Annotated in this window: 23 protein-coding genes; 9 read left to right on the top strand and 14 right to left on the bottom strand. The window is 75.4% G+C overall.

Annotated elements, in window-relative coordinates:
• The first annotated feature begins 15 nt into the window (after positions 1-15).
• The 3 genes from I4I82_RS33185 to I4I82_RS33175 are packed head-to-tail and all read left to right on the top strand — an operon-like array spanning position 16 to position 2210.
• The gene (locus I4I82_RS33185; protein WP_218592426.1) at positions 16-960 is read left to right on the top strand and encodes a ring-cleaving dioxygenase; all 945 of its coding nucleotides are present in this window, start codon (positions 16-18) and stop codon (positions 958-960) included.
• Positions 957-1580, top strand: coding sequence for an alpha/beta hydrolase (locus I4I82_RS33180; RefSeq protein WP_218592425.1), 624 nt, complete (start codon positions 957-959; stop codon positions 1578-1580). The genes I4I82_RS33185 and I4I82_RS33180 overlap by 4 nt, the downstream gene beginning before the upstream one ends.
• 9 nt (positions 1581-1589) lie before the next feature.
• A complete protein-coding gene (locus I4I82_RS33175) occupies positions 1590-2210 on the top strand; it encodes an L-threonylcarbamoyladenylate synthase (protein WP_218592424.1) in 621 nt (206 codons plus the stop codon).
• Between the two features lie 22 nt (positions 2211-2232).
• Here I4I82_RS33175 and I4I82_RS33170 read toward each other — a convergent pair whose 3' ends face one another.
• The 4 genes from I4I82_RS33170 to I4I82_RS33155 form a co-directional block, all read right to left on the bottom strand.
• Positions 2233-4590, bottom strand: coding sequence for a putative bifunctional diguanylate cyclase/phosphodiesterase (locus I4I82_RS33170; RefSeq protein ID WP_218592423.1), 2358 nt, complete (start codon positions 4588-4590; stop codon positions 2233-2235).
• Positions 4591-4773: 183 nt separating this feature from the next.
• On the bottom strand, positions 4774-5364 hold the full coding sequence (locus tag I4I82_RS33165; protein WP_218592422.1) for an LURP-one-related family protein: 591 nt from the start codon (positions 5362-5364) through the stop codon (positions 4774-4776).
• Positions 5361-6281: an RluA family pseudouridine synthase gene (locus tag I4I82_RS33160; RefSeq protein WP_218592430.1), complete on the bottom strand. Its 921-nt coding sequence runs from the start codon at positions 6279-6281 to the stop codon at positions 5361-5363. Before I4I82_RS33160 ends, I4I82_RS33165 begins: the two co-directional genes overlap by 4 nt.
• A gap of 45 nt (positions 6282-6326) precedes the next feature.
• Positions 6327-6536 (bottom strand): DUF397 domain-containing protein, encoded by a 210-nt coding sequence (locus I4I82_RS33155; RefSeq protein ID WP_226370405.1) that lies wholly within the window; start codon positions 6534-6536, stop codon positions 6327-6329.
• 107 nt (positions 6537-6643) lie between these two features.
• Between I4I82_RS33155 and I4I82_RS33150 the strand changes: the two genes are divergently transcribed.
• Both I4I82_RS33150 and I4I82_RS33145 read left to right on the top strand, forming a co-directional pair.
• The gene (locus I4I82_RS33150; RefSeq protein ID WP_218592420.1) at positions 6644-6979 is read left to right on the top strand and encodes a hypothetical protein; all 336 of its coding nucleotides are present in this window, start codon (positions 6644-6646) and stop codon (positions 6977-6979) included.
• Between the two features lie 84 nt (positions 6980-7063).
• Entirely contained in the window at positions 7064-8428 is a 1365-nt protein-coding gene (locus I4I82_RS33145; RefSeq protein WP_218592419.1) for a tetratricopeptide repeat protein, read from the top strand.
• An 11-nt stretch (positions 8429-8439) separates the two neighbouring features.
• Here the strand turns inward: I4I82_RS33145 and I4I82_RS33140 are convergent, their stop codons facing one another.
• The gene (locus I4I82_RS33140) at positions 8440-9579 is read right to left on the bottom strand and encodes an ROK family transcriptional regulator (protein WP_218596391.1); all 1140 of its coding nucleotides are present in this window, start codon (positions 9577-9579) and stop codon (positions 8440-8442) included.
• Between the two features lie 81 nt (positions 9580-9660).
• Between I4I82_RS33140 and I4I82_RS33135 the strand changes: the two genes are divergently transcribed.
• Positions 9661-11322 carry a glycoside hydrolase family 13 protein gene (locus I4I82_RS33135; protein ID WP_218594550.1) on the top strand — a complete coding sequence of 554 codons (1662 nt, stop codon included), beginning with the start codon at positions 9661-9663 and terminating at the stop codon, positions 11320-11322.
• 89 nt (positions 11323-11411) lie between these two features.
• Positions 11412-11756 (top strand): hypothetical protein, encoded by a 345-nt coding sequence (locus tag I4I82_RS33130; protein ID WP_218594549.1) that lies wholly within the window; start codon positions 11412-11414, stop codon positions 11754-11756.
• Between the two features lie 24 nt (positions 11757-11780).
• Here the strand turns inward: I4I82_RS33130 and I4I82_RS33125 are convergent, their stop codons facing one another.
• Complete coding sequence (locus tag I4I82_RS33125; protein WP_218594548.1) at positions 11781-12020, bottom strand: hypothetical protein; 240 nt, start codon at positions 12018-12020, stop codon at positions 11781-11783.
• A gap of 17 nt (positions 12021-12037) precedes the next feature.
• On the opposite strand from I4I82_RS33125, the gene I4I82_RS33120 reads away from it, so the two are divergent.
• Complete coding sequence (locus I4I82_RS33120) at positions 12038-12241, top strand: hypothetical protein (protein ID WP_218594547.1); 204 nt, start codon at positions 12038-12040, stop codon at positions 12239-12241.
• 22 nt (positions 12242-12263) lie between these two features.
• On the opposite strand, the gene I4I82_RS33115 is transcribed toward I4I82_RS33120, so the two are convergent.
• Entirely contained in the window at positions 12264-12914 is a 651-nt protein-coding gene (locus tag I4I82_RS33115) for a TVP38/TMEM64 family protein (protein WP_218596390.1), read from the bottom strand.
• 85 nt (positions 12915-12999) lie between these two features.
• Here I4I82_RS33115 and I4I82_RS33110 point away from each other — a divergent pair, with 85 nt between their 5' ends.
• Complete coding sequence (locus I4I82_RS33110) at positions 13000-13764, top strand: DUF3152 domain-containing protein (RefSeq protein WP_226370404.1); 765 nt, start codon at positions 13000-13002, stop codon at positions 13762-13764.
• 13 nt (positions 13765-13777) lie between these two features.
• On the opposite strand, the gene I4I82_RS33105 is transcribed toward I4I82_RS33110, so the two are convergent.
• The 7 genes from I4I82_RS33105 to I4I82_RS33075 form a co-directional block, all read right to left on the bottom strand.
• Positions 13778-14572 carry an SDR family NAD(P)-dependent oxidoreductase gene (locus I4I82_RS33105; RefSeq protein WP_218593504.1) on the bottom strand — a complete coding sequence of 265 codons (795 nt, stop codon included), beginning with the start codon at positions 14570-14572 and terminating at the stop codon, positions 13778-13780.
• A gap of 30 nt (positions 14573-14602) precedes the next feature.
• Positions 14603-16300 (bottom strand): alpha-amylase family protein, encoded by a 1698-nt coding sequence (locus tag I4I82_RS33100; RefSeq protein WP_226370403.1) that lies wholly within the window; start codon positions 16298-16300, stop codon positions 14603-14605.
• A complete protein-coding gene (locus I4I82_RS33095) occupies positions 16297-17262 on the bottom strand; it encodes a TIGR03885 family FMN-dependent LLM class oxidoreductase (protein WP_218593505.1) in 966 nt (321 codons plus the stop codon). Before I4I82_RS33095 ends, I4I82_RS33100 begins: the two co-directional genes overlap by 4 nt.
• A 64-nt stretch (positions 17263-17326) precedes the next feature.
• Entirely contained in the window at positions 17327-18574 is a 1248-nt protein-coding gene (kynU, locus tag I4I82_RS33090) for a kynureninase (RefSeq protein WP_218593506.1), read from the bottom strand.
• Positions 18571-19425: a tryptophan 2,3-dioxygenase gene (locus I4I82_RS33085; RefSeq protein ID WP_218593507.1), complete on the bottom strand. Its 855-nt coding sequence runs from the start codon at positions 19423-19425 to the stop codon at positions 18571-18573. The genes kynU and I4I82_RS33085 overlap by 4 nt, the downstream gene beginning before the upstream one ends.
• Positions 19426-19463: 38 nt before the next feature.
• Positions 19464-20777, bottom strand: coding sequence for a GNAT family N-acetyltransferase (locus I4I82_RS33080; RefSeq protein WP_218596389.1), 1314 nt, complete (start codon positions 20775-20777; stop codon positions 19464-19466).
• Positions 20774-21880: a glycosyltransferase gene (locus I4I82_RS33075; protein ID WP_218596388.1), complete on the bottom strand. Its 1107-nt coding sequence runs from the start codon at positions 21878-21880 to the stop codon at positions 20774-20776. The genes I4I82_RS33080 and I4I82_RS33075 overlap by 4 nt, the downstream gene beginning before the upstream one ends.
• Positions 21881-21933 lie beyond the last annotated feature (53 nt).

Here is a 21933-nt window from a genome sequence, read left to right as displayed (position 1 = left end):
AACTAGTATGGGGTGATGACGGACATCGCGCCGCACGGGCTGCACCACGTCACGGCCATCGCCTCGGACCCGCAGGCCAACGTCGACTTCTACACCCGCGCGCTCGGGCTGCGGCTGGTCAAGCAGACCGTCAACTTCGACGCGCCGGACACCTACCACCTCTACTACGGCGACGCGTCGGGGTCGCCGTCGACGATCCTCACGTTCTTCCCCTGGCGGGGCGTGCCGGCCGGGCGGCAGGGCAGCGGGCTCACGACGGCCACCGCGTTCAGCGTGCCGCCGGAGTCGCTGGGCTGGTGGCAGAACCGCATCGCGGGGATGGGCGTCGAGCACGAGGGCCCGCGCACCCGCGACGGCGAGGAGGTCCTCACCTTCCGCGACCCCGACGGCCTCGTGATCGACCTCGTCGCCGCGCCGGGCGACACCCGCTCGGGCTGGGACGGCGTGGCCGACGTGCCCGCCGAGCACGCCGTGCGCGGGCTGCACGCGGTGACGCTGTCCGAGCGCCTACCCGACCCGACCGTCGAGCTGCTCACCGGGCTGCTCGGCATGACCGCGGCCGGCGAGGACGGCGACCGCGCCCGCTTCGCCATGGCGGGCGGCGGGGCGGGGGCCGTGCTCGACGTCGCCGCCGACGGCCGCGCGAAGGGCCTGCAGGCCGGCGGCACCGTGCACCACGTGGCGTTCCGGGTGGCCGACCGGGCCACGCAGGCGCTGTGGCGCTCCGAGCTCGTCGAGGCCGGGCTGCACGTCACCGAGATCCTCGACCGGCAGTACTTCACCTCGATCTACTTCCACGAACCCGGGGGAGTGCTGTTCGAGATCGCCACCGACGAGCCGGGCTTCGCCGTCGACGAGCCGCTGCTGGAACTGGGCCGCTCGCTGAAGCTGCCGCCGTGGCTGGAGCCGACGCGCGAGCAGATCGCGGCGTCCCTGCCGCCGCTGCGGGTGCCCTCGTGAACGGCCCGGCGAGTGCGTTCGAGCACGTCTGGCTCCCCGGTGAGGGCGCACCGCTGCTGCTCCTGCACGGCACCGGGGGCACCGAGCACGACCTGCTGCCGCTGCGCGAGCACCTGGGGTGGGGGGGACACGACGCAGGGCCGGTCCTCGCCCCGCGCGGGCGCGTGACGGAGAACGGCATGAGCCGCTTCTTCCGGCGCCTGGCCGAGGGCGTGCTCGACGAGGACGACCTGCGGTTGCGCGTCGACGAGCTGGCCGACTTCGTCGTCGGCGTCGACCCGGGCCCGTGGGTCGCGGCCGGGTTCTCCAACGGCGCCAACACGGCGTCGGCGCTGCTGTTCCGCCGGCCCGAGGTGCTCTCCGGCGCCGTACTGCTGGCGGCGATGGTGCCGTTCCGCGACGGTCCGGTCTCCCGGGACGGGGGCGAGGTCGACCTCTCCGGCAAGCGCGTCGCGGTCTCCAACGGCCGCCACGACCCGCTCGTGCCGGCCGCGGAGACGGCGACCCTGGTGGCGCAGCTGCGCGGCTGCGGCGCGACCGTCGAGGAGTTCCCGCACGGGGGCGGTCACGGGATCGATGCGGACGTGCTGCCGCACGTGCGGGCGTTCCTGGGGCGCTAGCGTGGCGCCATGGCCCGCTACTTCGATGTGCACCCCGTCGACCCGCAGCGCCGGTCGATCACCCAGGTGGCCGACGTCGTGCGCGACGGCGGCCTGATCGCCTACCCCACCGACTCCTGCTTCGCCCTGGGGTGCCAGCTCGGCAACGCCAAGGGGCTCGACCGTATCCGCGAGATCCGCCACCTCGACGACCGGCACCACTTCACGCTGGTGTGCGCCGACTTCGCACAGCTCGGCCAGTTCGTGCAGATCAGCAACGCGGTGTTCCGGTCGGTGAAGGCGGCGACGCCGGGCCAGTACACCTTCATCCTGCCGGCCACCAAGGAGGTGCCGCGCCGGCTGCTGCACCCGAAGAAGAAGACGGTCGGCGTGCGCATCCCCGATCACGTCGTCACCCAGGCGCTGCTCGCGGAGCTGGGCGAGCCGCTGCTGTCCTCCACCCTGCTGCTCCCCGACCAGGAGGAGCCGATGACGCAGGGCTGGGACATCAAGGAGCGGCTCGACCACGCGGTCGACGCCGTCATCGACTCGGGGGAGTGCGGCACCGAGCCGACCACGGTCGTCGACCTGTCCGGCCCGGAGCCGGAGATCGTCCGCGTGGGCGCGGGCGACCCGTCCCGGTTCGAGTAGCGGGCCGGGCCCGAGGGGCGGATCAGCCCACCCGGCCGAGCAGCTCCGGGTCGATCACGGGCTGCTCGGCGAGGATCACCGGCGTGAGCAGCTCGGCGGGGGCCGGGCGGCCGATCAGGTGGCCCTGCACCAGGTCGCAGCCCACGCGGCGCAGCTCCTGGAGCTGGCCGGGCCGCTCGACGCCCTCGGCCACGGTGCGCAGCCCGAGGTGGCGGGTGAGCTCGAAGAGCCCGACGAGGAAGCGCTTGCGCTGCGCGTCGTGGTCGATGTCGGCGACGAAGTAGCGGTCGATCTTCACCGTGTCGACGGGCGTGCTGGACAGGCGCGCGAGCGTCGAGTAGCCGGTGCCGAAGTCGTCGAGGGCGAGGCGGACGCCCACGGCGCGCAGGTCGTTGAGCACGTCGAGCGCCGTCTCGGGGCGGTAGGTCATCGTGCTCTCGGTGATCTCCAGGGCGAGCTGGCCCGGGGCGAGGTCGTGGCGGGCGAACAGCTCGGCGATGCGGGCGGGCATCGCGGCGTCGGTCAGCTCCGTCGGGTCGACGTTGACCGCCACCCGCAGCCTGCGGTGCCCGAGCGCGCGGCTCCACCGCGCTAGCTGCGCGCAGGACTGCTCCAGCATCAGCCGCGTCAGGTGCTCGGACAGCCCGGTGCGCGCGGCGAGCGGCACGAACGTCGTGGGCGGGACCTCGACGCCCTGGTGGGTCCACCGCGCCAGCGCCTCCAGCGCCCCGATCCGTCCGGTGACCGGATCGACGACCGGCTGGAACACCGGGCGCACCAGCCCCTGCTCGAGCGCGTCGGCGAACGCCTGCTGCAGCGCGGGACCCTCGCGGCGGGGCCCCCGGCCCAGCGACGGCGAGTGCACGAGGATCCCGCCGCCGCGTCCGGCGTCCTTGACCGCGTACATGGCCAGGTCGGCGCGGTGCAGCAGCGCGGCGGCCTGCTCGGGACCGGGCGCGTCGCTGCCGGGCTCATCGGTGGCGACGCCGATGCTCGCCGACACCGTGACCGTGCGGCCGTCGATCGAGAACGGTGCGGTGAACGCGTCGAGCAGCGACCGCGCGACCGCGGTGGCGTCGTGCCCGTGCACCGGACCCTGCTCGACGAGCACCGCGAACTCGTCGCCGCCCAGGCGGGCGAGGGTGTCGGCGGCGCGCAGGCGCCCGCGCAGGCGCTCGGCGACCCGCACGAGCAGGGCGTCGCCCATCGCGTGGCCGAGGCTGTCGTTGACCGCCTTGAACCCGTCGAGGTCGAGGAACACCACCGACACGGGCCGCTGGTCGCGGGCGGAGAGGTCGAGGGCGTGGCCGAGGCGGTCGAGGAACAGCGCGCGGTTGGCCAGGCCGGTGAGACCGTCGCGGAAGGCCAGGTCGTGGAGCTCGTCCTCGCGCTGCTGGACGGTCCGGGCCAGCTTCTCGTTGTCGCGGATGGTGGCGTACTGGCGGATCAGGACGAGCGCGACGAGCGCCGAGATCAGCCCGACCGCGAACGGCCCGAGCGTGCGCCCCGACGCCGACTGGGCGGAGGCGACGACGACCGCGGCGCCCAGCGGGAGGTAGGGGAGCAGCCCGGCGTGCGCGACGGTCGGGCGCACCGGCGGACGCTCGGTCTGCCGCGCCCCGGTGATGAGCGACCCGGCCGTGCCCAGCAGCAGGAACGCCGCCCACCAGCCCCAGTCGACAGGGGATCCGGTGAGGTACGTGCCGTCGGCGGTGGCGTAGGAGAACCACACGTCCGACGTGGTCATCGCGGCCATGGAGAGCCCCAGCAGCGTCCACAGCAGCGGCTTCTCGCGGGTCTGGGCGAGGGTGAGCACGGTGACGGTGCACAGCACGACGTCGGCGATCGGGTAGGCCAGCGCGACGGCGGTGTCGGCCAGCGGCCGGTTCTCGGCCACGGAGGTGACCACGGTGAACCAGGCGACGAGCCCGAGGCCGCAGCCGATCGTCAGCGCGTCGAGCACGCGCCGGGAGGTGGCGAGGCCGCCGGAGTTGGGCGAGAGCAGTGCGAACCCGACGAGCGCCGCCGTGGGGAAGCCGAGGTAGCCGATGTCGGCCCACGACGGGAAGGGCGTGGTGATCCCGAGCGTCTCCAGGACGGTCCAGACGATCTGCCCGAGGCCCCAGGACGCGGCCGCGACGGCCAGGGCGGCCCACCCCCGGCGGGTGCGCCCGCGGGAGCGTCGCGACGCCCGCGCGCATCCCGCCACCGCCGCGCCGGCGAACACCAGCACGCCGAGGTTGCCCGCGTACTGCTGCGCCTCCCCGTCGAGCGCGGTCGTCAGGCCGGCCAGGAGGAGGAAGGCGGTGGCGGCCGCGACCCCGGACGCGGGCACGGCGGAGCGCAGCGCGTGCACGGTGGGGTGCGGCGCCGCGGTCATGGCCGGCACTTCGTCATGCTGTGGACTTCGCTCCGGGGCCCCGTTCGGTTGACGTCATCGGACCCACCCTGCGGCGCACGGCGCCGGTGGTGAGGCCGACGGCCGTCACGATCACCCGAAAGGGTGCCCGTGGGCGGCGAGGGCCGTTCGGCACGGGCGGGCGTCCGGTGGGCGCGGGCGTGCTCAGCGGCTCTGCAGGGCGTCCAGCGCCACGGCCATCGACGCCGCCACGCGGAAGTCCAGCCGGGGGTCCTGCACGGTGACGGCGTAGCGGTCGCGGATCGAGCGCTGCCGCTCGCTGGTGAGCACGGGCGCGCCCGTGGCGGCGTCGACGAAGTCGAAGTGGAAGACGAACGGCACCCAGACGTCGCCGAGGTAGGGGATGGCCGTCCACACGCGGCGCAGCACCGCGATGACAGGCCGGCGCTCCTGGCCGCGGGCGTCGAGCCCGGGGACGCCGAGGGTCCAGGTGGAGCGCAGCAGGCTGGCCGCGAACTCCTTCTTGAACCAGCCCAGCGGGCGGCCGGCCTCGTCGAGCACGTCGTGCTCGGCCCGCACGTCCAGGCGCTGGCGGGCCGTGAAGGAGAACACCCGCCGCTGCTTGGACTCGTCGGTGAAGAAGACGACCTCCTCCTTGAGCTTCATCCGCTTCTGCTCGGCGAAGGCCATCAGCTGCCCCTCGGTGCCGTCCGGGTTCGCGGCGAACACGAGGTACCGGTTGACCATGAGCGTGACCTTCTGGCGGACGAAGAACCGCGGGACCTGCATCGTCATGGGGCGGAGTCTGGCAGGTCGCGCAACCGCAGCCGGCTGGTGAACCGCCGCTCTCGCCCGCTGAGGGGATCGGTGAAGGCGAGCTCGGCCGCGAGCAGCTGGAGGGGGCGGCTGAAGTCGTCGAGGGCCTGCTCGTGGACCTCGGGGTAGAAGTCGTCGTGCAGGATCGGCACGCCGAGACCGGACATGTGCAGCCGCAGCTGGTGGGTGCGGCCGGTGCGCGGGGTGAGCCGGTAGCGCGCGAGGTCGCCGCGGACCGCCATCCGCTCGACGAGCGTCTCGGCGTTGGGCGACCCGTCGACCTCCCGCGCCTGCACCTCCCCGCGCTCCTTGACGATCCGGCTGCGTACGGTCAGCGGCAGCCGCAGCTCCGGGTCGTGCGGGGCCACCGCCTCGTAGACCTTGTGGACGCGCCGGTCGCGGAACAGCGTCTGGTAGGCCCCGCGGCGCTCGCGGCGGACCACGAACATCACCAGCCCGGCCGTGACGCGGTCGAGGCGGTGGGCCGGGCTGAGCTCGGGCAGGTCGAGGTCACGGCGCAGCCGCACCAGCGCGGTCTCGGCGACGTGGCGCCCGCGCGGGATCGTGGCGAGGAAGTGCGGCTTGTCGACGACGAGCAGGTCGTCGTCGCGGTGCACGATCCCGATGCCGAACGGCACCGGCACCTCCACGGGCAGGTCGCGGTGGAACCACAGGTAGGTGCCGGGGCGGAACGGGGAGTCGGGGCCGAGCGGGCCCTCGGCGTCGACGACGCGGCGCTCGGCGAGCATCTCGTCGACCCGCTCGGCCGGCACGCGGGGCAGCCGCTCGACGAGGTGGTCGCGCATCGTCGACCAGCGTCCGTCGTCGGGCGTGCGGAGGCGGACCGGGTCGAGACCCAGCCGCTGGGGGAGCGGGGACGCCGGACGCCTGCGCAGGACTAGAGCTCCCCCCGGATCGCGGCGTGGATCGTGAACGGCCCGCTAGTGGGCGAGGTCGTCGAACTCCCCGGCGCGGACGCCGTCGAGGAACGCCGCGATCTCGGCGCGAGTGTAGACCAGCGTCGGACCAGCGGGATGGCGCGAGTTGCGCACCGCCACGCCACCGTCGGCCATGGCCGCGAGCTCGACGCAGTTGCCCGAGGGGTTGCTCGCGGAGCTCTTGCGCCAGGCGAGGATCTCTTGCAGATGCACGTGCAGATGTTCACGCACCGGCACTTGCAGATGCAAGCTCGTTCCGACACGATCAGGTTGCGTTCGACACAGGCACGGCGGTACTGCGCCAGACGGGGGATACGGCGATGAACAGGTCATGGGGTGCGGATCCGCCGAATGGACGGCCGACCCGGTCCGGCACGGCGCCGCAGGGCCCCGCCACGGTCACGCCCCTCCCCGGTCTCGCCGACAGCGGCTCCGCCGCCCTCACCAGCCCCCGGCACTTCTGCCTGGCCGACGAGCTGGCCCCGATGGTCGGGGTGTGGGAGCGCCTGCTGGTGCTGCACCTCCCCGATCGGACAGGTCGGTGCCGCACCTGCACGCAGGGCGGCACGGGGCTGCCCGGCACCCAGTGGCCGTGCGCTCTGCACGGCATCGCCGAGCTCGCACGCCGTCGCCACGGCCGCGCGCAGGGCGCCTGAAGCACCGGCGGCCGGCGCCTCCCCCCCGGACGCCGGCCGCCGTGTCCCCGGCGTGACCGGTCCGGCGTAGGTTCCCCCGAGCGCATGAAGCACACCGACCTCGTCCCGAACCTGTTCACGGTGCTGCACGAGCCGGCCACGGGCCGGCCCGCGGCCCCGCACCCCGTCGTGTGCGGGGCGCTGTTCTCGGCGCAGGTGTGCGCGCTCGTGGTCGCCGGGCGGCTCGCGCTCGAGGGTGACCGGCCCGTCGTCACCGGGGTGCGGGCCCCGGGCCACCCGGACCCCGTCGCCGACCTCGTCGTCGAGGCTGTCGCCCACGCGCGGGCGCCCCGCGACCTGCACTCCTGGGCCGCGGCACTGGGCGGCGTCGTGCACGACCGGGTCGCCGAGTACCTCGTCGAGGCCGGGGTGGTCCGCCGCGAGGCGCCGCGGCGGCTGCGCCCGACGCCGCGCTGGCCCGCGGCCGACCCGCTGCGCGCCGGGCGCGCCCGCATGGAGCTCGACCAGATGGCCGCCGACCCCCGCTCGTTCGACCTGCCCGGGGCGGTGGCGGTCGCGTGCCTGCTCGCCGCGGGCGTCGACGACGTGCTGGACACCGGGTCCGGCCTGGTCGACGAGCTGGTGGCGGAGCTGCCCACCGAGGTCGGCGCGGTCGTCACCACGCTGGCCCGCACCCCGGTGCTGCCGATGCCCGGTGGCGGGCGCTTCACCGGCTCGCGGCTGCTCGTGGAGAGCGCCGTGCTGGGCCGCCGCGCCGCCGACCCCGCCACGCGCGCCGACCGCCGGCACCTGCGCGAGCGGCACGACGCCGGGGCCGCGCTGGTCGGCGCCGGGCGCGCGGAGGAGGCCGTGCCGGTGCTGGAGCAGGCCGTCGCCGAGGCCGTGCACGGGCTGGGCCCGGTCGACCCGGACGCACTGGTGGCCGAGGGCAACCTCGCGGTCGCCTACCTGGCCGCGGGGCGACCGGAGGTCGGGATCCCGCTGCTGGTCGACACGCTCGACGACCGCGAGCGCACGCTGGGCCCGGACCACCCCCTCGCGCTGACCGCGCGCGACGTCCTCGCCGCCGTCCACCGCACGGCGGGTCGCCCGGCCGAGGCTCTGGCCCACTACGCGCTCGTGATCGCCCACCGCACCCGCGTGCTCGGCGCCGGGCACCCCGACACGCTCACCTCCCGGCTCGGCGCCGGGCTGAGTCACGCCGACGACGGCGACGCGCGCGCGGCCGTCGCCGAGCTCGGGTCGGCCCTGCGCGACGCCGTGGAGGAGTGCGGGCCGGCGCACCCGGTCACCGTGGCCCTGCGCGGGGCGCTGGCCGAGTGCCTGGAGTCGGCGGGGCGCCCGGTCGAGGCCCGCTCGGAGTACGACCGCGCCGCCCGCGACGCCGAGGCGGCGCTCGGTCCGGCCCACCCCGACACCGAGGCGCTGCGCGACGCGCTGATCAGCTGACCGAGCCCCGATCAGGCCGGTTGCAGGTCCAGCAGCCGCGGGCGCACCTCGTCCAGCGCGGTGCGCACGGCGCCCAGCACGACCCCGCGGTCGGCGAGCACCGACGCCGACAGCCGCACGGGGCGCTCGGTGAGGCCCGCGACCTCCCGGCGCAGCGGCGCCAGCAGGACCTCGCCCGCCGCGGCCACCGCCCCGCCGACGACGAGCATCTCGGGGTCGAGCAGCGTGGCCAGCACCGCCAGCGCCCGGGCGATCCGCCGCGCGACGGCGTCGACGACGCCCCGGGCGGTCTCGTCGCCCGCCCCGGCGGCCGCGACGACCTGCTCGGCCCGCACCGTCCGCCCGAGCTCGGCCGAGCCCCAGCGCCGGGCCAGGCTGCCGATCGCGGCGGTTCCGCCGACGCCGTCGACGAGGTCGAGGAACCCCATCTCGCCGACGCCGCCGCGGTGCCCGCGCACGACCCGCCCGCCCAGGCACACCCCGGCGCCCAGGCGCTCGCCCGCGAGGACGAGCACGACGTCGTCGACGCCCCGCGCCACGCCCCGCCAGCGTTCGCCGACCACCGCGAGGTTGGCGTCGTTCTCGACCCGGGCGCGCCCGACGACGGGCGCGAGCGCGGCGGGCAGGTCGAGCGCGGCGAGCCCCGGGAGGTAGGCCTCGTCGGCCGACGCACGGCCGTCGGCGTCGACCGGGGCGGGGATGCCCAGGACGGTGCCCAGCACCCGCCCGCCCGCCGCCCCGGCGGCGTCGAGGGCGCGGGCGCAGGTGGCGCGGGTCAGGTCGAGCCGCTCGGCCGCGCCGACGTGCGGGTGCGCGAACGCGGCCCCGGCCTCGCCCACCGGCGCTCCGGAGAGGTCGGCGACCACCGCCCGCACCGACGTCGCCCCCATGTCGACGGCGAGCACCGACCCGGCGCCGGGACGGGGGGCGTAGCGGCGGGCCGGGCGCCCCGGGCGCCCGGGGCCGGCGTCGCCGCGCGGGGGCTCGACCAGCCAGCCGCGGCCGATCAGGTCGTCGCACACGGCGTGCACGGTGGGGCGCGACAGGCCCGTGCGGGCCATCAGGTCGGCGCCGCTGCAGGCCCCGGCGTCGAGCACCGCGTCGAGCACCGCCTGCGTGTTGAGCCGCCGCACCACGTCGGTCCCCGACACCGCCTCCCCCTCTCTTGACGCGTTCCGGCACAATAACGCAAGGTGGTAAATATACCCGCAGGACGATCTTGGAGGAGCGCGATGAGCTCGGCGACGACGGCGGCCCCCACGACGGAGGCGCGCACGTGGTGGCGCGACGCCGTGGTCTACCAGCTCTACATCCGCAGCTTCGCCGACGGCACCGGCGACGGCCTGGGTGACATCGCGGGCATCCGCTCGAAGCTGGGCTACCTGCACGGGCTCGGGGTCGACGCGCTGTGGATCAACCCCTGGTACCCGTCACCGATGGCCGACGCCGGCTACGACGTGGCCGACTACCGCGCCGTCGAGCCCGCCTTCGGCACGGCCGACGAGGCCGCCGCGCTCGTCGAGGAGGCGCACGCGCTGGGCCTGCGCGTCATCCTCGACATCGTCCCCAACCACACCTCCGACGAGCACGAGTGGTTCCGCGCCGCCCTGGCCGCCGGCCCCGGCTCGCCCGAGCGGCAGCGGTACGTGTTCCGCCCCGGCCGGGTCGGTCCGGACGGCGCGCAGGCTCCGCCCAACGACTGGCGCAGCGTGTTCGGCGGCCCGGCGTGGGAGCAGACCGATGACGGGGACTGGTACCTGCACCTGTTCGACGTCAAGCAGCCCGACCTGAACTGGGAGCACCCCGAGGTGCGCGCCGAGTTCGAGTCGATCCTGCGGTTCTGGTTCGACCGCGGCGTCGACGGCTTCCGCATCGACGTGGCGCACTCGCTGGTCAAGGACCAGGAGCTGCCCGACGTCGGCCCGGACCGGCAGATGGACACGATCGGCGACGGCGGGCACCCGTTCTGGGACCTCGACGGCGTGCACGAGGTGTACCGGGGATGGCGGCGGGTGGCGGAGTCCTACGCCGACCCGAAGATCTTCGTCGCCGAGGCGTGGGTGGCCACGCCCGAGCGGCTGTCGCGCTACCTGCGCCCCGACGAGCTGCACACCGCGTTCAACTTCGACTACCTCGGCGCCCCGTGGGACGCCGACTCGCTCCGCAAGGTGATCGACAACTCGCTCGCCACGATGGGCGGCGTCGGCGCCCCCGCCACCTGGGTGCTGTCCAACCACGACGTCGTCCGGCACGTCTCCCGGCTGGGCCGCCCGCCGGCGACGGGCCACGCGCTGGGCGACCTCGCGCCCGTCGAGGAGCTCGACATCGCGCTGGGGCGCCGCCGCGCCCGCGCCGCGGCGCTGCTGATGCTCGCCCTGCCCGGGGGCGCGTACGTCTACCAGGGCGACGAGCTGGGGCTGTGGGAGGTCGAGGACCTGCCCGACGAGGTGCTGCAGGACCCGACGTGGGAGCGCTCCGGGCACACCGAGCGCGGCCGCGACGGCTGCCGGGTGCCGATCCCGTGGTCGGGCACGGAGTCGCCGTTCGGGTTCAGCCCCGAGGGCGCCACCGCCGCGCCGTGGTTGCCGCAGCCCGCGGAGTTCGCGGCCGTCACCGTCGAGGCGCAGGACGGCGACCCGGCGTCGATGCTGACGCTCTACCGCGCGGCCCTCGCGCTGCGCCGCGAGCACCCGGCACTGGGCGACGGCACGCTGGAGTGGCTGCCGTCCGAGCCGGGCGTGCTGGCGTTCTCCCGCGGCGACGGGTTCACCTGCCTGGTCAACCTGTCGGGCTCGCCGGTGCCGCTGCCCGCGGGCAGCCGCGTGCTGCTGGCCACCGAGGCCCTGCTCGACGTCCTGCCCGTCGACGCGGCGGTGTGGCTGACGGTCGACTGACCCGGGCTCGCCGCGCCGGCCCGTCACCTGCCCGACGGGATCGCCCGCCTGGCCGCGGCCCGGTGATCCCCGGGCCCTACCCTCCGGGGGTGTCCCGAACCCCTTCGTCCCCGATCGTCCGGGGCGTCCTCGCCGTCCTCGTCGTCCTGCTCACCGCCACCGGCTGCGGGGCGGGCGGCTCGAACACCGAGTGCGGCCTCAACGGCTGCACCGTCACCTTCCCCCGCAGCGGTGATGCCTCGGTGTCGGTCCTGGGCGTCACCGCGCAGCTCGTCGGCGTCGACGCGGGTGCCGCCACGATCACCGTCGCCGGACAGACCGTCACCGTCCCCGTCGGAGGGGAGACGCAGGTGCAGGGCTTCGCGGTCGGGGTGCAGTCGGTGACCGACACCGAGGTGGTCGTGCTGGTGCGGCCCGGGGGCGGGGAGCAGTAGGGCCGGGATCAGTACAGCGCCGGCTCAGGAGAGCGGGTCGTCCACGTCCGGCTCGTAGACCCACGTGCCGGCCTCCGACGGGTGCGGCCCGCGGCGGCGGTAGGCGCGCTCGGGGATGCGCACCGGCATGTGCCCGGTGTCCTCGGTGTAGATCGTGGTGTCCCGGAAGCGGGGGAGCAGCCGCGGCGGCTGCCCCTCGCCGTCGAGCGCCACCTCCTCGGTGTGCCCGTCCCACGGCCCGCCCATCAGCACTGCCGTCGCCATTGGTGCATTCTGCACCGATGAGCGACGAGGAGTGGTACTACAGCCTCAAGGACGGACGGGTCGTGAAGGCCGAGGAGGTGCGCGCGGTCGACCGCCTCGGGCCCTACCCCGACAAGGAGACGGCCGCGCGGGCGCTGGAGATCGCGCGCGAGCGCACCGAGGCCAACGACAAGGCCGACCGCGAGTGGGGCGGCGACGGCACGGACGACGAGGACGACTGACCGCGTCCGGGGGCCGGGCCCGCTACCGGAGGACGCGGCGCCGTCGCGCGAGCACGGCGCCGCCCACCACCAGCACGGCCAGCCCGCCCGCGCTGACCAGGAACGGCAGCGAGCCCGGCTCGCTGCCGTAGGCGCCGATGCCGACGAACGCCGTGACGGCCGGCAGCATGCCCAGGAACGACCCGACGAGGTAGTCGCGCGTGCGCAGCGCCGACAGCCCGCACGCCATGTTGATCACGGCGAACGGCAGGATCGGCAGCATCCGCACGACGAGCACGGCCAGGAGGCCGCGGCTGCGCAGCAGCGCGTCGAGGCGCGCGAGCCGGTCGCCGCCGACGCCGTCGAGCGCGCCGCGGCCGAGGTGGCGCGCCAGCAGGAACCCGACCGCCGCGCCGGTGAAGGCCCCCGCCATGACGACGGGCACGCCGACGCCCCACCCGAACAGCACCCCGGCGGCGATGCTGAGGACGGTGGCCGGCACGGGCGTCAGCGACAGGCCGGCGTAGATCAGGGCGAACAGCACCGGCCCGGCCCACCCGGCGCCGGCGACGGCCGCGCGGATCTCCGGGAGCGGGGGCACTCCGACGGTGATCGCCACGGCGACGGCGGCCAGCACGAGGGCCACGAGCAGGGCGGGCCGCCACCACGTCCGCACCGCGTCCCCCCCGACCACCGCCCCCGGTGTCTCGCCGACCACGGTAGGCCCCGACCGGGCGTTCGTCCTGCCGAACCGCCGCGCTGCATGCGACCCTGATCGGGTGGGGGCGCCGGGGAAGCGGATCGTCGTCGTGGTCGCGGCGGTCGCGCTGGGGGCCGGTCTGCTGGCCGTGTCCGGCCTGCTGCCCGGCGACGAGGCGCCCGCGGTTCCCGTGGACGAGGTGTCGACGGACATCAGCACGTCCTTCCTGACGGGGGCGGTCGCCGCCGCCGCGACCGCCGCAGGCGCCGTGGGCCCGCCCGCCGCCGACGCCGCGGCGGGGATCCTCGAGATGACGGTGCCGCAGGCCGGGACGGGTGCGCTGTCGGTCGTCGCCGGGTCGGTGCCCGCGCCGGGCCCGGGGGAGGTCCGGACGGTCCGGGTGGAGGTCGAGGACGGGTTGCCGGTCGACGGGGCGCGGTTCGCCGAGTTCGCGCTGGCCACCCTCAACGACCCGCGCAGCTGGGGCCGCGGCGGCACGATGAGCTTCGCGCGCACCGACGGCGACGCCGACATCGTGGTGGTGCTGGCGAGCCCCGACACCTCCGCCGCGCTCTGCCGCCCCCTCGTCACCTACGGGAAGCTGTCGTGCCGCACCGGCTCGCGGGCGGTCCTCACGCTGTTCCGCTGGGTCGGCGCGCACCCCGACTACGGCGACGACCGCACCGGCTACCGGCGCTACCTCGTCAACCACGAGGTCGGCCACGTCCTGGGGCACGGCCACGAGTCCTGCCCCGGCCCGGGCGAGCGGGCGCCGGTGATGCAGCAGCAGACCAAGGGCCTGCTCGGCTGCGCGCCCAACTCGTGGCCCTACCCCGACGCCTGACGCCCACCGCGGGTCACGAGCCGGCGACGCGCCGCCGCTCGCCCTGCGCCCGCATCCGCGCGAGCACCGGCAGCGCGACGCGGGGCAGGACCGAGCCGGTGCGGGCCATCACCGCGCGGCGCAGCGGCAGCGAGCGCACCACACGCCTGCCGTCGAGGAGCTCCAGCGCGGCGTCGGCGACGGTCTCCGGCGTGAGCAGCGTCTTCTGCGAGTGCAGGATGGCGGTGTCGGCGTGGCCCTGCTCGGCCCGGACCAGCGCGGTGTCGGCGGCGTCGGGGCACAGGGCGTGGGCGCGGACCGGGATGCGGTCGAGGTCGAGGTCGCCTTGCAGGCTCGTGGTGAAGTTCAGGACCGCCGACTTCGACGCCGCGTAGACCGCGAGCCCGGGCACCGGCCCGTGCGCCGACATGGAGGCGATGTTGAGCAGGTGCCCGCCGCGCTCGCGCATGAGGCCGACGGCCACGCGCGAGCCGTGGACGACGCCGTACAGGTTGGCGTCGATCATGAGGGCGATGTCCTCGTCGGACTGCTCCCAGACCTTGCCCGCGCGCAGCACGCCGGCGTTGTTGACCCACACGCCGACCGTGCCGAGCCCGGCCGCCGCCTCGCCGACGCGCCGGTGGTCGGCCGCGAGCCGGGCGTCGGCGGTGAGGCCGGTGGCGCCCAGCTCGGCGGCCGTGGCGGTGACGGCCGCCCCGTCGATGTCGGTGATCACCACCCGGTGCCCGCGCGCCACCAGCCGCCGCGCGATCTCGCGCCCGAAGCCGCGGGCCGCGCCCGTCACCACCGCCACCGTGCTGCTCGTCATGCGGTCACTCTGCCAGTAGCCGCGGCGCGGTCAGCTGGCGCGCAGCCACCGGCAGCCGTACGGGCCCAGCGCCACGGTGACGCGGCCGTCGTCGCCGACGACCACGGGCTCGGCCGCGGGGTCGAGGACGTCGGTCAGCGTGACCCCGGCCAGCTCGGGCAGCACCGGGGCGGCCTCGACGTCGGCGTCGGCGAAGTGGTGCAGCGCGAGCAGCGTGCACCCGACGCCGGGCTCGCCGCTGTCGCAGCGGTGGGCCAGCACCGCGCGGGCGTCGGGCCCGGGGTCGAGGACCGTGTAGGAGCCCCAGGCCAGCTCGGGGCAGGCGCGGTAGCCGTCCACGAGCAGCCGGAACCAGGACAGCAGCGAGTCCGGGTCGCGCACCTGGTCGCGCACGTTGACGTGCTCGGGCCCGTACGCGCCCTCGACGACCGGCCCCGGGAACGTCGACGGGTCGGCCGTGGAGAACCCGGCGCCCTCCTCCGGGCTCCACTGCATCGGCGTGCGGACGGCGAAACGCCCCTCCATCGCCAGGTTCTCGCCCATGCCGATCTCCTCGCCGTAGAACACGACCGGCGTGCCGGGCAGGGCGAACAGCAGGCTGTAGACCATCCGGATGCGCCGGGCGTCGCCCTCGAGCATCGGGGGCAGGCGCCGGCGCAGGCCGCGGCCGTAGACCTGCATGTCCTCGTCGGGGCCGAACGCGGCGAAGACCTCGGCGCGCTGGGCGTCGGTGAGCTTGTCCAGCGTCAGCTCGTCGTGGTTGCGCACGAACGTCGCCCAGTGGCCGTCCTCGGGCGGGTCGGGGCGCTGCCGCAGGGCGTCGGCCAGCGGCTCGGCGTCGGCGCGGGCCAGCGACAGGTACATCTGCTGCATGCCGATGAAGTCGAAGCACATCGTCAGCTCGTCGGTGGTGCCGCCGCCGTCGCGGGCGCCGAAGAACGCCATGGTGTCGGGGTAGGGGAGGTTGACCTCGCCGAGCAGCACGGCCTCGCCGTTGCGGCGGCGCAGGAAGGCCGAGAGGTCGGCGAGGTAGTCGTGCGGGTCGGGCAGCGCGACGACGTCCTGCACGCGCTCGGCCTCCAGCAGGAACGGCACCGCGTCGACGCGGAAGCCGGACAGGCCCAGCTGCGTCCAGTAGCCGATGATCCGCGCGATCTCGTCGCGGACCTCGGGGTTGGCGACGTTGAGGTCGGGCTGGTGCTTGTAGAACTGGTGCAGGTAGTACTGCTCGGTCTCCTTGTCGTACTCCCAGAGGCTCGACTCCTGGTCGGGGAACACGACGCCCTCGGCGGCATCGGCCGGCGGCTCGTCGCGCCAGACGTACCAGTCGCGGTAGCGGGAGTCGCGGCTGGAGCGGGCGTCGAGGAACCAGGGGTGCTGCGCCGAGGTGTGGTTGACGACGAGGTCGGCGATCACGCGCATGCCGCGGTCGCGGGCGGTGCGGACGAGCTCGACGAGGTCGCCCGACGTGCCCAGGCGCGGGTCGACGCCGTAGAAGTCGGTGATGTCGTAGCCGTCGTCGCGGTCCGGGCTCGGGTAGAACGGCATCAGCCACAGGCACGTGACGCCGAGCCGGTCGAGGTGGTCGATGTGCTGGATCAGGCCGCGCAGGTCGCCGCAGCCGTCGCCGTTGCCGTCGGCGAAGGTCTCGACGTCGAGGCAGTAGATCACCGCGTTCTTCCACCACAGGTCGGCGGCGCGGCTGAGGTTGACCCCGGGGCGGTTCACCCGGCGTCCTTGAGCTGGGGGAGGACCTCGGCGCCGAAGGCGTCGATCCAGCGCTCCTGCTCCTGGCCGACGTGGTGCAGGGCGATCTCGTCGAAGCCCAGCGCGGCGTACTCCGCGAGGATCTCGGTGTGGCGGCCGAGGTCGGAGGACACGTGCACCGTCTGCGCGACGCGCTCGACGGTGACGTCCTCGCTGATCACGTCGAACATCTCCGCGCTGTCGACGTCCCAGCACACCGGCGGCGGGAACACGTTGCTGCGCCACTGCTCGTGCGCGATCGCCTCGGCCTCGGCCTGCTCGGGCGCCCAGCTGAGGTGGACCTGCAGGTGCAGCCGCCCCTTCCCGCCGGCGCCGCGGTAGGCGTCGATCATCCGCCGCAGGTGCTCGACGGGCGCGTTGACCGTGATCAGCCCGTCGGCCCACTCGCCGCACCAGCCGGCCGTCTCCACGCTGACGGCCGCGCCGACCAGCGGCGGCGGCTCCGGGGGCCGCGTCCAGACCCGGGCGCGGTCGACGGTGACCAGCCCGTCGTGGCTGACCTCCTCGCCGCGCAGCAGCGCCCGGATGATGTCGACGCACTCGCGCAGCCGCGCGTTGCGCACGTCCTTGCGGGGCCAGGCGTCGCCGGTGATGTGCTCGTTGCTGGCTTCACCGGTGCCCAGCGCGGCCCAGAACCGGCCCGGGTACATCGCGCCGAGGGTGCCGATGGCCTGCGCGATGATCACCGGGTGGTAGCGCTGGCCGGGTGCGTTGACGACGCCGAACGGCAGCGAGGTGGCCTGCAGCGCCGCCCCGAGCCAGGACCACGCGAAGGCCGACTGGCCCTGGCGCGCGCTCCACGGCGACAGGTGGTCCGACGACATGGCGGCGCCGAAGCCCGCCTGCTCGGCGTGCTGGACGGCGGCGAGGAGGACGTCGGGCGGGACCTGTTCGTGGGAGGCGTGGAAGCCGTAGGCGGTCATGCGCCTTCCCTACCCGTTCGGGGAGGGGCGGCAACCCTCCGTCACGACTCCTCAGGCGCCCCCTTCAGACACCGGCCAGTTCCCGCAGCACCTCGAGCCCGTCGTGGACCTCGCGGAACGACGTCGACAGCGGTGCGAGGCCGATGCGGATGCCGTCGGGCTCGCGGTAGTCGGGGATCACGCCGCGCTCCCACAGGGCGTCGAGGACGTCGCGGAAGCCTGCGCGGCGGATCGTGAGGTGCCCGCCGCGGCGCTCCGGGTCGCGCGGCGAGACCAGCTCGACCCCGGGCAGCCAGGCGTCGACGAGGTCCAGCGCGTAGGCGGTGAGCGCGCGCGACTTGGCCCGCACCGCGCCGATCCCGGCCTCCTCGAGCATCTCCAGCCCGGCCAGCAGGGGCACGGCGGCGAGGATCGGGGGAGTGCCGCTGACGATGCCGCGGATCCCGGCGGCGGGGGTGTAGCCCGGGCCCATCTCGAACGGGTCGTGGCGGCCCATCCAGCCCTGCACCGGCTGTCGGATGCGGTCGTGCAGGCCGGGGCGGACGTAGGCGAACGCGGGGGAGCCCGGCCCGCCGTTGAGGTACTTGTAGGTGCAGCCCACGGCCAGGTCGACGCCCCACGCGTCCAGCTCCAGCTCGACGGATCCGACCGAGTGCGAGAGGTCCCACAGCACGAGCGCGCCGGCGTCGTGGGCGATCGCGGTGATCGCGGCGGCGTCGGCGATCCAGCCCGAGCGGTAGGCGACGTGGCTGAGCAGCACCAGCGCGGTGTCCGGGCCGACGGCCGCGGCGACCTGCCCCGCGGTGATCCCGGCGGCGGGGTCGGTCTCGATCCAGCGCAGCCGGGCGCCGCGCTCGGCGGCGATCCCCTCGGCGACGTAGCGGTCGGTGGGGAAGTTGTCGGTGTCGAGCACGATCTCGCGGCGGGAGGCGTCGAGGTCGACGGCGGCGCGGACGAGCTTGTAGAGCAGCACGGTGGTGGAGTCGGCGAGCACGGTGCTCCCGGGGCCGGCGCCGAGCGCGGCGGCGGCGATGCGGTCGCCGACCCGCTCGGGCCAGCGCATCCAGCCACCCTCGGCCTCGGGCTCGGTCCAGCCGCGGATCAGCCGGCCCGCCCACTCCTCGCGGACGAACGCGTCGAGGCGCTCGGCGGTGACGGCGGGCGGGCGGCCCAGGGAGTTGCCGTCGAGGTAGGCGACGACGCCGGGGGCGGGCAGGAAGCGGTCGCGGAAGGGGGCGAGGGGGTCGGCGGCGTCGAGTGCGTCGGCCCGGTCCCGGTCCCGGTCCCGGTCCCGGTCCCGGTCCCGGCTCATCGGCCGATCTCCGTGCGGACCGCGTACAGCTCGGGGAAGAACGTGAGGTCCAGGGCCTTGCGGAGGAAGCCGACGCCGCTGGAGCCGCCGGTGCCGCGCTTGAACCCGATCACGCGCTCGACGGTCTTGAGGTGGCGGAAGCGCCACTGCTGCACGTTGTCCTCCAGGTCGACGAGCTCCTCGCAGGCCTCGTAGGCCTCCCAGAACTCGTCGGCGTTCTCGTAGATGCGGCGGAACACCGGCACGAGGTCGGGGGTGAAGACGTGGGCGCGGGTGACGTCGCGCTCCAGCAGCGCCTCCGGCACGTCGTGGCCGTGGCGGGCGAGGTGGCGCACGAACTCGTCGTAAAGGCTGGGGCGGGCGAGCTGGTCGGCGAGCAGGGCGTGGGCGTCGTCGTCGTCGCCGAAGAACTGGAGCATCGCCTCGTCCTTGTTGCCCAGCGCGAACTCCACGGCGCGGTACTGGAAGGACTGGAACCCCGACGACGTGCCCAGGAAGCTGCGGAACTCCGCGTACTCCGAGGGCGTGAGGGTGGCGAGCACCGACCACTGATCGGTGAGCTGGCGCTGGATGTGCTTGACGCGCGCGAGCCCCTTGAGCGCGGGCCGGAGCTCGTCGGCGGCGATGCGGGAGCAGACCGCGCGCAGCTCGTGCAGGACGAGCTTGAGCCACAGCTCGGAGGTCTGGTGCTGGACGATGAACAGCAGCTCGTCGTGGTGCTCGGGCCGGCTGACGGGGTGCTGGGCCGCGAGCAGCTCGGGCAGGTGCAGGTAGGCGCCGTAGGAGAGGTTCCGGCCGAAGTCGGAGACCAGTCCCTCCTCGAGCGGGCGGGTGCCGGTGTCGTCGTCCACGGGTCCACTCTCGCAGGTCCCGGGTCGGACGGGTCCGGTCAGAACCGGGTTCCGGCGCAGGGTTCGCGCTCGGGGCGGAGGGCGACGTCGAGGGCCCCCTCGACGGGGGCTCCGGCTCCGGCGGGGGTCGGGAGCTCGGCCCGCCCGGCGACCTCGGCCCGCCCGGCGCGCACCAGGGTGCGCAGTCGCGTTCCGCCGAACGCGAGGGCGCCGAGAGCGGGGACGTCGAGGTGCAGGTCAGGGGTGTCGTCGGTACGCGTGCACTCGGCACCGTCGGGCCCGCCGCGCAGGCGGAACCGGCCGTCGGCGTACCCGTCGGGGTCGTGCACCTGCAGCACCGCGTCGACGTCGACGGCGTAGCGCCGGGCGCCCAGCACCGCGGCGGGGTCGAGGACGCGGGCCCACAGGGCGTCCGACAGTCCGGTGGTGGAGACGGCGCGGGGGTCGGTGAGGAGCCAGGGGAGCGGGTCGTCGGCGGGGAGGGCGTCGACGGCGACGGTCGTGACGAGGTCGAGCGCGAGCAGGACCCGCCAGAGCGCGAGGTGGGCCTGCTCGGTGGCGGCGAAGAAGTCGACGACCCGGCAGGTGCCCTGGTCCATGCGGTAGGCGGCGTAGCCGTCGTCGTGGAGGAGGTGGAAGCGGGCGGAGGCGCCGCGGCGCTGGTGGGGGCGGTCGAGCAGGGCGTAGGACCACCAGTCGTCGCTGCGCGAGACCGCGCCGGGCTGGACGGCGCACCAGCGGCGGTGGACCTCCGGTGCGTGCCGCCCCGCCTCCTCGACCCCGGCGTACCGGACCCCGCCCGGATCCGGGACGCCGGGCCGGAGCACCGCGCGGCGGCGGTCGACCTCCACGGCCCGGTCGGTGGTGGCGACGCCGTAGCCGAAGCGGCCGTAGATCCCGCCCTCGCTGGCGTTGAGGACGGCGAGCGGTGTGCCGGCGGCGGCGTACCCGCGGTGCAGGTCGTCGAGCATCGCCCGGAGGATGCCGCGGCGGCGGTGGGTGACGGCCACGGAGACCCAGGTGACGCCGGCGGCCGGGAGCGGCCCCCCGCCGGGGAGGGTGACGGCGAAGTCGAAGGAGCCGGCGATGCCGACGATGCCGGCCGCGGGGTCGCCGGCCTGTGCCGCGACCTCCTGGGCCGAGCCGTCCCGGGCCAGGACGAAGCGCTCGGGGTCGACGACCGGGCGGAGGTCGGCGACGTCCTGGTCCTCGTAGTGGAACCCGAACGCGCGCCCGTCGGCCACGGCCATGGCCGGGACGTCCTCGGCGGTGGCGCGGGAGAGGGTGACGCCGGGCGGCAGCGCTGTCCGGGCCGGGGCCGGGGTCGGGGTCGGGGTCGGGGTCGGGGTCATGCGAGGACCCCGTCGTAGAGCGTACGCAGCCGCTGGGCCCACCCGACGGCCTCGAACTCGGCCAGGTAGCGGCGGCGGGTGGCGATGCCCAGGTGCTCGCGGCGGGTGGGGTCGGCGGCCAGGGCGACGATCGCGTCGGCGATGGGCCCGGCCTGCAGCGGCACGAGCACGCCGGTGTCGGGGCCCACGATCTCCGGGACGCCGCCGACGCGGGTGGCGACCGCGGGCACGCCTGCGGCCATGGCCCGCAGCAGTGTGGTGGGCAGGGCGCCGGACGCGCTGGTGTGCAGCACGAGGTCGGCGGAGGCCAGGAGCGTCGCCGGATCCTGCCCGCGGTGCACGAACCGGACCCGGTCGCGCAGGGCGTCGCTGGCCGCGACGCGCGACTCCAGCCACGGACGCAGCGGCCCGTCGCCGGCCAGCGCGACCGTCAGCGGGGTGGCGGCCGGCACGAGCTCCACGGCGTCGAGCAGCAGCTCGTGACCGGCGTCGCGGCGCATCGGCGCGGCCGAGAGGGCCAGCGAGCCCCCGGCTGTCACGTCGAGCGTCGTCCGCACCCGCTCGCGCTCGGTCGGGTCGACCGGTCCGGGATCGACGACGCCGTCGGGCAGCACCACGATGTCGCCGGTGGGACCGGCGATGCCGCGGTACCACTCGCGCTGGGTCCGGGAGATCGCGATGGTGCGGGCCATGAACCGCTGCCGCGCGAGGATCCGGGCGGTGCGCCGGAGCCGGTCGAGGCGGTCGGCGGGCTCGTTCTCGATCCGGTGCAGGGTCGACACCGCGGGCACCCGCATCCGGATCGCCGCAGCCGCGCCCACCACGTCGGCCTGCGGCAGGTGGGTGTGCACGATCTGCGCGCCGCGCTCCCGCAGGGCCCGTGCCACCCGCCCCGCCGCGCGCGGGTCATAGGGGGCGAGCCCCAGCTCCGCCACCGGTACCCCGAGCCGCCGCAGGGCGCTCACCTGCGTGGTGTCCGAGGTCGTCGCCAGGGCGACGACCATCAGCTCGAGCCCGGCCTGGGGCGCCGCAGCGGCCAGGTCCACGAGGCCCGTCTCCGGACCTCCGGGGTGCAGGGTGGGGACGAGGTGCGCGACCTTCACGGGCTCTCCGGGGTGTCCGGTGGCGCCCCCGCGGGGGCGATGACGGGCGCCGA

Origin of the sequence: Pseudonocardia oceani (genome assembly GCF_019263585.2) — a bacterium.
In the GTDB taxonomy this organism is placed as follows: domain Bacteria; phylum Actinomycetota; class Actinomycetes; order Mycobacteriales; family Pseudonocardiaceae; genus Pseudonocardia; species Pseudonocardia oceani.
This window is presented reverse-complemented; position numbering and strand designations above follow the sequence as displayed.